General features: G+C 69.8%; 5 protein-coding genes. All 5 read left to right on the forward strand.

Annotated features, from left to right (window positions below; all coding sequences use genetic code 11):
• Window positions 1-53: 53 nt before the first annotated feature.
• A complete protein-coding gene (locus VGX25_RS12350; protein ID WP_326917808.1) occupies window positions 54-5,252 on the forward strand; it encodes a DEAD/DEAH box helicase in 5,199 nt (1,732 codons plus the stop codon).
• Window positions 5,249-8,068 carry a helicase-related protein gene (locus VGX25_RS12355; RefSeq protein WP_326917810.1) on the forward strand — a complete coding sequence of 940 codons (2,820 nt, stop codon included), beginning with the start codon at window positions 5,249-5,251 and terminating at the stop codon, window positions 8,066-8,068. The genes VGX25_RS12350 and VGX25_RS12355 overlap by 4 nt, the downstream gene beginning before the upstream one ends.
• Window positions 8,065-12,096, forward strand: a complete 4,032-nt coding sequence (locus VGX25_RS12360; RefSeq protein ID WP_326917811.1) for an Eco57I restriction-modification methylase domain-containing protein — start codon at window positions 8,065-8,067, stop codon at window positions 12,094-12,096. The genes VGX25_RS12355 and VGX25_RS12360 overlap by 4 nt, the downstream gene beginning before the upstream one ends.
• Entirely contained in the window at window positions 12,089-14,200 is a 2,112-nt protein-coding gene (locus VGX25_RS12365) for an AAA family ATPase (protein WP_326917812.1), read from the forward strand. The genes VGX25_RS12360 and VGX25_RS12365 overlap by 8 nt, the downstream gene beginning before the upstream one ends.
• Window positions 14,197-14,760: 5-methylcytosine restriction system specificity protein McrC (locus tag VGX25_RS12370; RefSeq protein WP_414635780.1), on the forward strand; the 564-nt coding region annotated here is incomplete at its 3' end. The genes VGX25_RS12365 and VGX25_RS12370, both read left to right, overlap by 4 nt.

The raw sequence follows: 14,760 nt of genomic DNA on the forward strand, positions 1-14,760 counted from the left end.
GATCGCTGAAGTACCCTGCATTTCAGCCTATCGACCGCAGGGATCCGACACCGATGGACGTCTTCGCCGTACACGAACATCTGATTGCCGATTACGAGGCGTTCACGTCGGGGTTCACCGAAATACTCGACCCCGATATCCGGGCACACGTCCAGCGGCGGCTGGCGGAAGGACACCAGTGGCCGGATCCCTATCTGTCGCTGAACCCGAGCTTCGCGTCCGGAGGATCGGTCGGTGATCTGGTCACCACCGGCGTGCTCCATTCCGACTGCGAACGGATATTCCGGGTCGGCAAGGACTCCCCGGCGGCGGCCGGGCACCCGCTCGACCTGCATCAGCACCAGCGGCAGGCGATCGAAGTCGCCCGGGGCGGCGCGAGCTACGTCCTCACCACGGGTACCGGCTCAGGCAAGAGTCTGAGCTACATCATCCCCATTGTCGACAGCGTGCTGCGAGCGCGCTCGTCCGGAACGTATCGCCCCGGCGTAAAGGCCATCATCGTTTATCCCATGAACGCGCTGGCCAACAGCCAGCGCAACGAGCTGCAGAAGTTTCTCGTGCACGGTTTCGCCGAAGGCGAGGAACTGGTCACTTTTCGGCGCTACACCGGCCAGGACCGGGAACCGGAGCGGGCCGCGATCCTCGACAATCCACCGGACATCCTGCTCACCAACTACGTGATGCTCGAGCTGGTGCTGACCCGCCCGGACGAGCGGAAGCACCTGATCACCGTGGCCGAGGACCTGCGGTTCCTGGTCCTGGACGAGCTGCACACCTACCGGGGCCGGTCCGGCGCGGACGTCGGGATGCTCGTCCGCCGGCTGCGTGACGCCTGCGCGGCCACCGATCTGCAGTGCGTGGGGACGTCGGCCACGATGACGACGGAGGGCTCGGAGCGGGAGCGCCGGGAGAAGGTTGCGGAGGTCGCCACCGACCTGTTCGGCGCGCCGGTGTCGGCGGCGAACGTGATCGGCGAGACGCTGCGGCGGGCGACCACGGGCGACCCGGGCGACGTCGACGGGATCCGCCGGCGGATTCCCGGCGGGCCGCAAGCCAGCGACTACGCGGGCTTCATCGCCGACCCGCTGGCCGCCTGGGTGGAGAACCGGTTCGGGGTGACCACGGTCGGCGGCCGTCCGAGCCGTCCCGCGGTGCCGTCGACCGTGACGGCGGCGACGGCGGCCCTGGCCGAGCTGACCGGCCGGCCGGAGGAGGAATGCACCGCGGCGATCACGTCCGCGCTCCAGCTCGGCGCGAGCATCGTCGACCCGCGGACCCGCCGCCCGGCCTTCGCCTTCCGGTTGCACCAGTTCCTGTCCAAAGGTGACAACGTCTACCTGAGCCTCGAGCCGCCGGGGCGCCGGTACATCACGAGCCGGTACCAGACCGTCGTCCCGGACTCCGATCAGCCGGAGCGGCTGCTGCTGCCGGCGGCGTTCTGCCGGGAGTGCGGCCAGGAGTACCTGGTCGTGCAGCGGATCGAGGATGGTGACGAAAACCGGTTCGTGCCGCGAGCGGGCGGAGAGGCCGAGGGCGGGGTCCCCGGCTACCTGTACACCAGCACCGCCCTGCCGTGGCCGGACAGCGCCGAGATCGCGGTCAGCGAGCAGCGCCTGCCCGAGTCCTGGTTGGTCGCAAGCGACCACCACGGCGGCGTGACGATCGCGCCGAGGCGCGTGAAACGCCTGCCGGAGACGGTTTTCCTGGACGTGACCGGCCGCGAGGTCGAGCCGGACCGGGGCAACCGATTCGCCTTCGTCGAGGGTCAGTTCGCGTTCTGCCTGCGCTGCCGGGTCTCCTACGAGCAGCTGCGCAGCAGCGACTTCGGCAAGCTGGCCTCGCTGGCCATCGAGGGCCGCAGCTCGGCGACCTCGGTGATCGCCGCCAGCGTCGTGCGCAGCCTGCGCGAACAGGTTGACCTGCCCGAGCCGGCGCGCAAGCTGCTCGCGTTCGCCGACAACCGGCAGGACGCCAGCCTGCAGGCCGGCCACTTCAACGACTTCATCCAGGTCACGCAGCTCCGCGGCGCGCTCTACCGGGCGGTCCGCGACGCGCCGGACGGGCTCACCCACGAGGTGGTCGAGCAGCGGGTCACCGACGCACTTGGACTGTCCATTGCGGACTTCTCGCGGGCGAAGGACCTCCCGTCGTTCCGGCAGGGCAAGGCGTGGGCCGCCCTGCGCCGGGTGGTCGGGTATCGCCTCTACCAGGACCTGGAACGGGGCTGGCGGATCACCATGCCGAACCTGGAACAGACCGGCCTGCTTCGGATCGACTACGCCGACCTGACCGAGATCGCGACCGAGCAGACGCTGTGGGCCGACCGGCACTTCGCCCTCCGCGACGACGACGCCGGACACCGCCGGGAGCTGATGCGCATCCTGCTCGACGAGCTACGCCGGGTGCCGGCCATCGAGGTGGACTGCTTCCAGCCGATCGGTTTCGAGCAGCTGAAGAAGCTCAGCGACCAGCATCTGGAGGAGCCGTGGGCGCTGCCCGAGCGGGAGCCGGAGCCACGGCCCGGCAAGGCGTTCGCCCGCACCGGCGGGAAGGGGACCCGGCGCGACCACCTATACCTGAGCGGCTACGGTGCCTTCGGCCGGTGGCTGCTCGCCCAGTTCCCCGCCCTGCCGGCCCGGCTGACCAGGGATGACGCGCAGGCGATCATCGCCGACCTGCTCGCCGTGCTCGGCGAGTGCGACCTGCTCGCGGTCAGCCGCACCGACGAGGCGGACGGTGCGCCCGGTTACCAGCTCAAGGCTTCGGCGATCATCTGGCGGGCGGGCGACGGCAGGTCCGGCGCGGACGACCCGGTGCGCAGGCAGGTGGCCTCCGAGCACGGGCCGCGGGTGAACCCGTTCTTCCGCCGGCTGTACGCCGACGTCGCGGCCACCCTGTCCGGCCTGCACGCCCGCGAGCACACCGCGCAGGTGTCCAACGAGCTGCGCATCGACCGGGAGGACCGGTTCCGCACGGGCGACCTGCCGGTGCTGTTCTGCTCCCCCACCATGGAGCTGGGCATCGACATCGCCAGCCTCAACGCGGTCGGGTTGCGCAACGTGCCGCCCACGCCGGCCAACTACGCGCAGCGGGCCGGCCGCGCCGGGCGGTCCGGCCAGCCCGCCCTGGTGGTCACCTACTGCGCCACCGGCAACGCCCACGACCACTACTACTTCCGCCACCGGGACCGGATGGTCGGTGGCTCGGTCGTCCCGCCGCGGCTCGACCTGACCAACGAGGACCTGCTCCGCTCGCACGTGCACGCCATCTGGCTGGCCGAGACCGGAGCCGAGCTCAACCGGTCGCTGGCCAAGGTGGTCGACACCGGTACGGACGGCTTTCCCATCGCCGCGGACGTGCGCAAGAAGATCGAGTCGCCCGGCGTGCGGGAACGTGCCGCCCGGCGCGCCCGCCGAGTTCTGTCCGGATTGGACGATCGGCTGAAGGGCACCTCGTGGTGGCATGGCGACTGGATCGACCGGGTCACCGCGGCCGCGCCGAGGGAGTTCGACCGCGCGCTGGACCGGTGGCGGGACCTGTTCCGCGCCGCCGTGCGGGAGCAGGACAGGCAGAATCGGATCATCCTCGACCACGCGAGCTCCCCCGACGCCCGCAGGGAGGCGACCAGGCTGCGCCACCAGGCGGAGAACCAGCTCCGGCTCTTGAGACTCGACGACACCGAGGACTACCAGACCGACTTCTACTCCTACCGGTACCTTGCGGCCGAAGGCTTTCTGCCCGGCTACTCGTTCCCGCGACTGCCGCTGCGGGCCTACGTGCCCGGCCGGCGCGGGGTGGCCGGCGACGCCGAGTTCATCCAGCGGCCCCGGTTCATCGCGATCAGCGAGTTCGGGCCGGGCGCGCTTGTCTACCACGAAGGCGTCCGGTACCAGGTTCATCAGGTACAGCTCACGCCGGGGACGGACGGCGAGGGTGGGCTCGCGACCATGTCGGCCCGCCGCTGCGGCGCCTGCGGCTACCAGCACGGCACCGAGGTCGGCGCCGACGTGTGCGACTCGTGCGGAACTCCGCTGGGACACACCGACCGCCGCCTGGTGCGGCTGCAGACGGTGATCGCCCGGCGGCGGGACCGGATCTCCTCCGACGAGGAGGAGCGCCGCCGCACCGGCTTCGAGCTGATCACCTCCTACCGGTTCAACGAGCACGGTGCCCGACCCGGGCGGGTGGACGCGGTGGCCGCGTCCGGCGCAGGACCCGTTGTCGACCTGCACTACGGCGACACCGCGACGGTCCGGGTCACCAACCTCGGGCTGCGCCGTCGCCGCAACCCGTACGGCAACGTTGGCTACTGGATCGACCTGCGCACCGGGCGGTGGCTGTCCGAGCGCGAGGCCCTGACGGGCGGCGACGAGGACCCGGACGAGCTGGACGACGCGACCGGCGAGCGCCACAAGCAGAAGGTCGTCCCGTTCGTCGAGGACAGCCGCAATATTCTGGTGGTCCGGCTCAGCTCGGCGCGGGTGTCCCCGGAGGCGGCGCTGTCGTTCATGTACGCGCTGGAGCGCGGCATCGAGGCGGAGTTCCAGCTTGAGGACAGCGAGCTGGCCAGCGAGCTGCTGCCCGACCCGGACGACCGGGGGCGCGCGCTGTTCGTCGAGAGCGCGGAGGGCGGCGCCGGGGTGCTGCGCCGCCTGGTGGAGGAGAAAGACGCCCTGCGCCGGGCGGTCCGGCGCGCCCTGGAGATCTGCCATTTCACCCCGGACGGCACGGACACCGGCGGGGAGGTCGACCAGAGCGGGGAACGCTGCGCCCGGGCCTGCTACGACTGCCTGCTCTCCTACGCCAACCAGGGCAAGCACCTGCTGATCAACCGGCACCTGGCCCGGGACCTGCTGGTGGCGTGCGCCAACGCCGCAACCACGAAACAGGGCGGCCGTGACCTGACCGGAGCGTGGGAGTCGGTGCAGGATGCGGTCAACGCGCACCGGGCCCGGCTGGAGTTCGTGAGTTGGCTGCGCGAGATGGAGTACCGCTGCCCGGACGAGGTAGGGGTGGCCCTCCCCGAGTACGACGCGGTGGTCGACCTGGTCTACCGCCCGCCGACCGGGCCGGTGGCCGTGTTCGTCGACGGCCCGGACGACGGCGAGGCGGCCGGCCGGGACGGCCTGGCCGAGGACGGCCTGCGGGACGCGGGGTGGTTCGTAATACGGGTGCCGTTCGGGGCGACCTACCCGGAGATCGTCGGAAAGTATCCGAGCGTGTTCGGCACGAGCCGGAGGGGAGAACAGTGAGCTACGCCGTCGGGTCGCTGGTGGAGGCACGCGGGCGGGACTGGGTGGTGCTGCCGGACTCCACGGACGACCTGCTGGTGGTCCGGCCGCTCGGCGGGCGCGACGACGAGATCGCCGGCATCCTCACCGGGATCGAGCGCGTCAGCCAGGCGACCTTCCCCGACCCGGACCCGGACGACGCCGGCAACGCGGTCAGCGCCGGCCTGCTGCGCACCGCCCTGCAGGTGGGATTCCGGTCCACCGCCGGCCCGTTCCGGTCGATGGCCGGCATCGCCGTCGAGCCGCGCCCGTACCAGCTCGTGCCGCTGCTGATGGCGCTGCGGCAGGAAACAGTACGCATGCTGATCGCCGACGACGTGGGCATCGGCAAGACGGTCGAGGCCGCGCTGATCGCGGTGGAGCTGCTTGCCCAGGGCAGCGCGCGCGGGCTGACCGTGCTGTGCGCCCCGGCGCTGGCCGAGCAGTGGCAGGCGGAGCTGGCCAGCAAGTTCCGTATCGACGCCGAGCTGGTGCTGCCTGGCACGGTGAAGCGGCTGGAGCGCAACCGGCTGGACGACCAGTCCATTTTCGACCTGTACCCGCACACGGTCGTGTCCACCGACTTCATCAAGGCAACCAGGCACCGCGACGACTTCGTGCGGTCCTGCCCGGACCTGGTGATCGTGGACGAGGCGCACACCTGCATGGCGGACGGCACGTCCTCCGGCGGCCGGACGCTGCGCTACGACCTCGTCCGCCGGCTGGCCGAGGACCGGCGCCGGCACCTGCTGCTGGTGACCGCTACCCCGCACAGCGGCAAGGACGAGGGGTTCCGCAACCTGATCGGGCTGCTCGACCCCACGCTGTCCACTGTGGACCTGAGCACGAAGCAGGGTCGGGAGCACCTGGCCCGGCACATGGTGCAGCGGCGCCGCGCGCACATTCGCCGGTTCGTCGAGGACACCCCGTTCCCGGACGACCGCAAGACCCAGGAGCGCAAGTACTACCTGACCGAGGACTACCGCCGGCTGTTCGCCTCGGTCCTGTCCTACGCCAAGGAGACCGTGCGCGACGGTAGCGGCGGCGCGCTGCGCCAGCGGGTCCGGTACTGGTCCGCGCTGGCCCTGCTGCGGGCGCTGGCGTCTTCGCCCCGGGCCGCCGCCGCGACGCTGCACACCCGGGCCCGCGCGGCCGCGGCGGCGTCGGCCGACGAGGCCGACCGGATCGGCCGGGCGACCGTGCTGGATCTGGCCGAGGACGAGGCCGCCGAGTCGGTGGACGTGGTCCCCGGCGCCGATGACGCCCCGGAGGGCCGCAACCCCGAGCGGGACCGGCTGCTGCGGTTCGCCCGGGACGCCGACAAGCTGGCCGGGGCCCCGGACGCGAAGCTGGACTGTCTCGACGAGACCGTGCAGACCCTGCTGGCCGACGGCTACGACCCGGTGGTGTTCTGCCGGTTCATCGACACCGCCGAGTACGTCGCCGAGCACCTGCGCGCCAAGCTCGGCCGTACGGCGAGCGTCGCCGCGGTGACCGGCGCGCTGACCCCGCCCGACCGGGAGGCCACGATCTCCGAGCTGACCGGCACGGACGGCCGGCACGTGCTGGTAGCCACCGACTGCCTGTCCGAGGGCGTGAACCTGCAGGAGCACTTCCAGGCGGTGGTGCACTACGACCTGGCCTGGAACCCCACGCGGCACGAGCAGCGGGAGGGCCGGGTGGACCGGTTCGGCCAGCCCAAGCGGGAGGTCCGGGCGGTCACGATCATCGGCGCGGACAACCAGATCGACGAGATCGTGATGCGGGTGCTGCTGCGCAAGCACAACGAGATCCGCAAGCAGCTCGGGATCAGCGTGCCGGTGCCGGACTCGGCCAACGCGGTGGTCGAGGCGGTGCTCGAGGAGCTGTTCGTGGCCTCTCCGGTGGCCGAGCAGCCGGTGCTCGCCGGGCTGGAGGACGTCGTGGCCCGGCAGCGGACCGCGCTGCACGAGGAGTGGGACAGCTACGCGGCCAAGGAGAACGCGGCGCTGACCAAGTTCGCCCAGTCCGGCATCAAGCCCGACGAGGTGGCGCGCGAGCTGGCCGAAGTCCGCGACAGCCTGGGTTCCGACGCACAGATCGAGCATTTCGTGCGGGAGTCGCTGGACGCGCTGGGCGCCTCGCTCATCGACGCGGGCGCAGGGTTCGACGCGGTGACCACCACGCTGCCGCTCGGCCTGCAGGACGCCTTGCCGCCCGGCCACCCCGAGCCGCTGCCGTTCCGCGCCGAGCTGCCGATCCAGCCGAAGCAGGCGCACCTGGACCGCACCGACCCCGCGGTCGCCGCCATCGCCCGCTACGTGCTGGACAGCGCGCTGGACCCGCGCACTCCCGGCCCGCGCCCCGCCCGCCGCTGCGGCGTGATGCGCACCGACGCGGTGAGCAAGCGGACCACGTTGCTGCTGCTGCGGTTCCGGATGCACGTGACGCTGCCCGGCCGGGACGGCACCCGCACGATGGTGGCCGAGGAGGCCGGGATGCTGGCGTTCCGCGGCCGCCCACCCGAGCCGGACTGGTTGCCCCCGGACGAAGTCGCCGCCCTGCTGGCCGCTCGCCCAAGCGGGAACGTGCCGGCCGAGCTGGCCCGCGAGGACATCGACCGGGTGCGGGGCTGGCTGCCCCAGCTGCGGCCGGCGCTGGACGCACGCGCGGCCGAGGTGGCTGACGGGCTGCGCGAGTCGCACCTGCGGGTGCGCACCGCCACCCGACAGTCCGGGGCCAGCAAGCTCGACGTCCAGGCGCACACCCCGGTCGACGTGCTGGGCGTCTACCTGTACCTGCCGGAGGTGGCGCGATGACCCGCTCCCCCTTCCCGTCGCTGCGCGTCGCCGGCGGCCTGCTGCCCGCCGACCTGTTCGCCCGGATCATGGACGACGCCACGCTGCCCGGCCGCGAACCGGCCGACTACGGCCTCGGCGCCCGCCGCACGGTGCGCGAGGCGGCCTCGCGGGCCTTCGAAGACCTGAGCAAGGAATGGCGGGCCCTGGGCCGGGACCGCTCCCGCACCCGCGACTGGCTGCGCGCGCTCTACGGCTCCGACGGCCTCGGCTTCGGCCCGCTCGAGGCCCTGCCCGGCGGGCTTTCCGTGGACGGCAAGGCCTTCAAGGTCAGCCACCGCTGGCAGCACGTGCCGGTGCACTGGCTGCCCTGGGGCACCGACCTGGACCACCGCACCCGCGGCGTGGCCGGCGCCGCGGACGCGGCCCCGCAGTCGATGGTCCAGGAGCTGCTCAACCGCACCGACGAGCACCTGTACGCGATGATCTCCAACGGGCAGAAGCTCCGCCTGCTGCGCGACTCCCGCGCCCTCGCCGGCTCCGCCTACGTGGAGCTCGACCTCGAACTGATCTTCTCCGAGGGCCTGTTCCCCGACTTCCTCCTGCTGTACCGGCTGCTGCACGCCTCCCGGTTCGAGATCCGCTCCGGCGACTCCCCCGCGTCGTGCTGGCTGGAAACCTGGCGCACCACCGCGATCCAGCAGGGCGAGCGCGCGCTGGAGCGGCTACGCGGCGGCGTGGAGCACGCGATCAACACCCTGGGCACCGGCTTCGTGCGCCACCCGACCAACGGCGACCTCAACCGCCGCCTGGCCACTGGCTCGCTCGACCCGGCCGACTACAAGCGGGCCGTGCTGCGCCTGGTGTACCGGCTGCTGTTCTGGTTCGTCGCCGAGGACCGCGACGTACTGCTCGACCCGGCGGCACCCGCGGACGTCCGCAAACGCTACGACCGGTTCTTCTCCACCCGCCGCCTGCGCGACCGGGCCCGGCGCGGCGGCGCCGACCACCACGACGACCTGTGGGAGGCCGTGCGCCTGGTGTTCGACGGCCTCGGCTCCGACCGGGGCCGTCCCGAGCTGGGCATCCCCGGCATCGGCGGCATCTTCGAGCGGATCACCCGCGACGTGGACGGCACTCTCCTCGAGCCGAGCCGCCCCGACGAGCTGGACGAGCCGCTGGAAGGCATGCGCCTGACCAACGACGCGTTGCTGTCCGCCGTCCGCTCACTGGCCATTGTGGACGCTGCCGGTCAGCGCCGGCAGGTGGACTTCCTCAACCTGGATTCCGAGGAGCTGGGCAGCGTCTACGAGTCGCTGCTGGAGCTGCACCCCTCCTACGACCCCGTGGACAAGTCCTTCACCCTGACCGCCGCCGCCGGCAACGAGCGCAAGACCACCGGCTCCTACTACACCCCGTCCTCGCTGACCGAGGCCCTGCTGGACAGCGCCCTCGACCCGGTCCTCGACGACGCCGTCCGCGACGTGTCCGATGTGGACACTGCCGTCGAGGCCCTGCTCAACGTCACCGTCTGCGACCCCGCCTGCGGCTCCGGCCACTTCCTGGTCGCCGCCGCCCGCCGCATCGCCCGCCGCGTGGCCCAGCTTCGCAGTGGCGAGGAGGAGCCCTCCCCCACCCTGGTACGCACGGCCATGCGCGAGGTCGTCAGCCGCTGCGTCTACGGCGTCGACATCAACGAGACCGCCGCCGAACTGGCCAAGGTCTCCCTCTGGCTGGAGTCCGTCGAACCCGGCCGCCCGCTTCCCTTCCTGGACGCCAACATCCGCGTCGGCAACTCCCTGCTCGGCACCACCCCCGCCCTGATCGCCAAGGGCATCCCCCAGGAGGCCTTCAAACCCCTCGTCGGCGACGAGCCACCTGCCGCCCGCCTGATCGCCAAGCGCAACGCCGAGCAGCGCAAGGGCGAGTTCGACTTGTTCGCCTCCGACGGTCCCGTCACGGACAACACCGAGATCGCCACCCACACCCGCGACCTGCTCCGCTCCACCCCCCGCACCCTCGCCGACGTGTATGTCCAGCGCCGCCGCCTCCGCGACATCGACGGCGAGCGCCTCGCCGCCAAGCACGTCGCCGACGCCTGGTGCGCCGCCTTCGTCCAACCCAAGACCCAGGACACCGCCCTCCACGCGATCATCGGCTCCACCCTGGACTGGATCGCCACCGAGCCCGACACCCTGGATCGCGCCCACACCGCCGAGACGGTCGAAGCCCTCGCCCGCGACTACCGCTTCTTCCACTGGCACGTCGAGTTCCCCCACATCTTCGAAGTGCCGAGCGACGGCCCCGAGGTCGACCCGGCCACCGGTTGGCGCGGCGGCTTCTCCTGCGTCCTCGGCAACCCGCCCTGGGACCAGGTACAAGTCGACGCTCGCGAGTTCTTTGCCGTCTCGGCTCCGCACATTGCCGAAGCACAGAACATGTCCAAGCGCAATAAGATGATCAGCAATCTAGAGCTGTCCGATCCAGCGCTCTTCAACCAGTTTTCACAAGAGACTCGGCGCAACGATTGCTTTAAGCACTTCGTCCATGAATCTGGTCGCTACCCGCTCACCTCTTACGGTCGGCTCAATACTTATTCCCTCTTTGCAGAGAGCGCCAGAACAGCCCTCGCTTCGGTCGGCAGATGCGGTCAGATTGTTCCAACTGGCATCGCCACTGACTCGTTCAATAAGCACTTCTTCAGCAACCTGGTCAGCTCGCGGTCCCTTGCCTCCTTGTATGATTTTGAAAACGAGGAACGCGTTTTCCCGTCGGTCCATCACTCGTTTCGTTTCTGCCTATTGACCACGACCGGCATACAGCATCCTCAAGAGCGGATCAACCTGGCATTTCGCGTCCGTCAATCTGCTCAGATCAGCGACCGGCGCTTCATCTTGACACCCGAGGAGATTGGGCTACTCAACCCCAACTCTGGCACATGTCCGGTCTTCAACTATCGGCGCGACGCAGAAATCACGATCGCAATCTATCGGCGTATCCCCGTGCTGTGGCAGGAGAAGCCAGAACACAACCCGTGGGCTATTCAGTTCCAGCTAATGTTCATGATGAACACCGACTCGCATCGGTTTCGCACTCGAGACGAGCTTGAATCCGATGGATGGGTATTGCGCGGCAACCACTTTGTGCAAGGTCAGCATGAACGTATGCTTCCGCTCTACGAGGCCAAGATGATCCACCACTTCGACCACCGTCTCGGCACCTACAAGGACCAGACTGAAGCCCAGGCCAATATGGGCACGCTTCCCCGGCTCAGTCTTGATCAGAAGGATGATCCGAACTACACCGTCCTCCCCCGCTACTGGGTAGCCGAGTCCGAGGTGAACGACCGGCTTGCCCGCAAGGGTTGGGGCAAGGACTGGCTCCTCGGCTGGCGCGATATCTGCCGCAGCTCCGATGTGCGAACCCTCATCGCTAGCGCCATCCCCCGATCGGCGATCGGTCACACCAATCCCACCATGCTTTCGCGAGCCGATAGCGTCGCAGGCCTCTACGCAAATCTGTGCTCCTTCGCCCTCGACTACGTTGCGCGGCAGAAGATGGCCGGCACCCACCTCACTTTCGGCTACATGACCCAGCTCGCCGTTCTACCACCGCAGCACTATGAGCAGCCGTGCCCATGGGCCAACCCGCTCTCGCTGAGTAATTGGATCACCGGTCGGGTTCTGGAGCTGTCCTACACGACCTACGACATGGCTGGGTTCGCGCGGGATCATGGGGACACCGGGGCGCCGTTTCGGTGGGATGAGGAGCGGCGGTTCTGGTTGCGGGCGGAGTTGGATGCCGCGTACTTCCACCTGTACGGGGTGCCGCATGACGACGTGGACTACATCATGGACACGTTTCGGGCGTTCAGGAACAACGATCCGGAGCGGTTCGCTCGGACGAAGGCGGCGATTCTCGACATCTTCGACGATATGGCCAAGGCGATCGCGACCGGTGAGCCGTACCGGACCCGGCTCGATCCGCCGCCCGGCCACGGACCGCGGCACCCGGCCCGACCCGATTCGGGGGTGACATCCCATGGCTGAGGAGGCGGTTCGCGCGGGGTTGCTGCTGCGCACCTGTATGGAGGTACTCCGCGAGGCCGGAACGCCCATGTCGGGCCGGGATGCTCTCGCCGAGGTGGCCGAGAGGGTGCAGCTCACTCCTTACGAGCTGGCGCCGGTCAGCCAGGGCGGGCCTCCGCGCTGGGACAACCATCTTCGGTGGCACACCGGCGATGCGGTGACGGTCGGGTGGATGACCAAGGTCGGCGGCTGGGCGCTGACCGAGGCCGGTGAGGCCGCACTGGACACGTTCCCCGGCGACGCGCTGCACGCCGAGGTCCGCCGCCGGCTCAATGAGACCCTTCGGCAGCGCAAGCAGGCGCTGCAACGGCTGAGTGGCGACGAGCAGACCATCGCCCGGGCCTTGAGCCTCATCGGGCCCGGCTTCTGGACTTCACAGAACGATCTGGCGGAGCTGACCGGGGTCGAGCCCAACACGATCGCCCACTTTCTGGCGCAGGCCGGGCCGACTGGAGCACACCGCGTGCTCACTCCGGATGGCAAGGCTCCACGGGCCGGGTTGCTGCATGCCAACTACCGCGGCATCGACATCATGGAGCGACTCGCCAACGAGGGCGTCGATATCGACAGCTCGGGCCGCGCATCCCAGCAACAGCGGGTGACCGCCGCGGTGCTGCGCGAGCGTCTCGCCGAGGTGGATCCGCTGGACCAGGCGCCGGTCAAGCGGGCGTGGCTGGTGCGGGGGTCCTCGGTGGAGGGTCGGGATCTGGTGCCGGTGTGGCTGCGCAAGGAATCCATGTCGCTGGCCGCATCCCGGTTGCCGGTGGTTACCCCGCCGGTGCCCAGGACCGAGCTGAAGTCCCTTGTGGACGATGGATACCAGCACGCATCGTATTCCGCGCGGGAGGCGAAGCTGGCCGAGTTCGACGCGTTCCTCAACCGGATGCGGGCGGGCGACCTGGTGCTCACCACCACCCAGGGCAAGGCCTATGTCGGGCGCGTCACCGGGGACGCCGAGTATGTCGACTCGTCGGACAAGCGGTCGAACCTGCGCCGCGCGGTGGACTGGTTGAACGACAGCCGGCCCGTCCCCTTCAACAAGCTGCCCGACCCGCTGCCGGCCGCGCTGCAGACCCAGTCCGACGTCGTCGACATCACCGAGAACATCGCCGCCGTCGAGACCTTGCTGCGCGAGCTGGAGATCGAGGTGGCGGAGCCCGCCCCGGTGCCGGAGCGGACGCTGACGTTCCTGCCGGTCGACGACGACCTGGCGAACGACGTGATGATCGACAAGGCGTGGCTGCAGCGGCAGGCGGACCTGCTGTGGAACCGGCGCCAGCTCATCTTCTACGGCCCGCCCGGCACGGGGAAGACCTACCTGGCCCGCAGGCTCGCCCAGTACCTGGCCGGCAACCAGCCGAGCGCGGTCAAGCTCGTACAGTTCCACCCGTCCTACACCTACGAGGACTTCTTCGAGGGCTTCCGGCCGAAGCAGGAGGACGGCCAGCTCGTTTTCGATATCCACAAGGGACCGTTCCGGGTGTTGGTGGACGACGCCCGCGAGCACCCCGCCGACCCGTACATCCTGATCATTGACGAGATCAACCGGGCGAACCTTGCGAAGGTGTTCGGCGAGCTGTACTTCCTGCTGGAGTACCGGGACGATCCGATCAGCCTGCTGTACTCCACCGAGACCACCTTCACCATGCCGAAGAACGTGTTCATCATCGGCACCATGAACACCACGGACCGGTCCCTCGCGCTGCTGGACGCGGCCATGCGGCGGCGGTTCGCGTTCGTGGAGCTGCACCCGGCGCAGCCGCCGACCGCCGGTCTGCTCCGTGAATGGCTGCGCCGGAAGACCGAAGAGGGCATCGTCGAGCACCACAAGGACGCGGCCGAACTGCTGGATGCGCTCAACCGGGCCATCGACGAGCGCGACTTCGCCATCGGTCCGTCCTTCCTGATGCACGAGTACATCTACCGCAGCGCCGGCGCGCTGGCCGAGGTGTGGGAGACCTCGATTCTGCCGCTGCTGGAGGAGCACCACTACGGCAGCCCGCGGGAGATACTGGACCGCTACCGGCTCGACACGCTGCGCAAGAGCCTCGACAACCAGTCATGACCCTCGTCGAGCTGGAGGAGCTTCGAACGTCGCAGCACCGGCTGACGGACGAGGAGGGTCGGCTCCTGGCCCAGTCGGACCTGGTTACGGCGGCGCCCTCGAAGCTGGTGCGGGGCATGTGGGACGTCACACCGAAAGGCAAGGTCGGCGTCGCCCGGGTCGGCGACGTGCAACTGTGGATCAGACCGAAGCTGACGATCAACCGGTTGCTGTTCCTGCTCGGCTACGCGGCCGACCCGAAGGGTTGGCGCGACGAGGAGGTCGAGCTGACCACCGACGAGGAACTGGTTCCGGCCGTTGCCCACATGCTGTGGCGGCTGACCGAACGGGCGTTGCGGCAGGGGTTGCTGCAAGGCTACCGCGAGGTAGAGGACACCGCCCTGGTGCTGCGCGGACGGTTGCGTGAGGCGGACCAGCTGCGCCGTCAGCACGGGCGGGTCATCCCCATGGAGCTGCGGCACGACGAGTTCACCGTGGACATTCCGGAGAACCAGATCCTGCTCGCGGCCATCACCAGGATGCTCACCGTGCCCGGGCTGGACCCGTTCAGCCGGCGCCGG

This window comes from Actinophytocola sp. (assembly GCF_035942955.1).
Classification (GTDB): domain Bacteria; phylum Actinomycetota; class Actinomycetes; order Mycobacteriales; family Pseudonocardiaceae; genus DASYTH01.

Bases quoted from the DNA above. Each gene is read 5' to 3' on its own strand.
- VGX25_RS12360 (WP_326917811.1), top strand. From the start codon at position 8,065: ATGACCCGCTCCCCCTTCCCGTCGCTGCGCGTCGCCGGCGGCCTGCTG.
- VGX25_RS12365 (WP_326917812.1), top strand. From the start codon at position 12,089: ATGGCTGAGGAGGCGGTTCGCGCGGGGTTGCTGCTGCGCACCTGTATG.
- VGX25_RS12350 (WP_326917808.1), top strand. From the start codon at position 54: ATGGACGTCTTCGCCGTACACGAACATCTGATTGCCGATTACGAGGCG.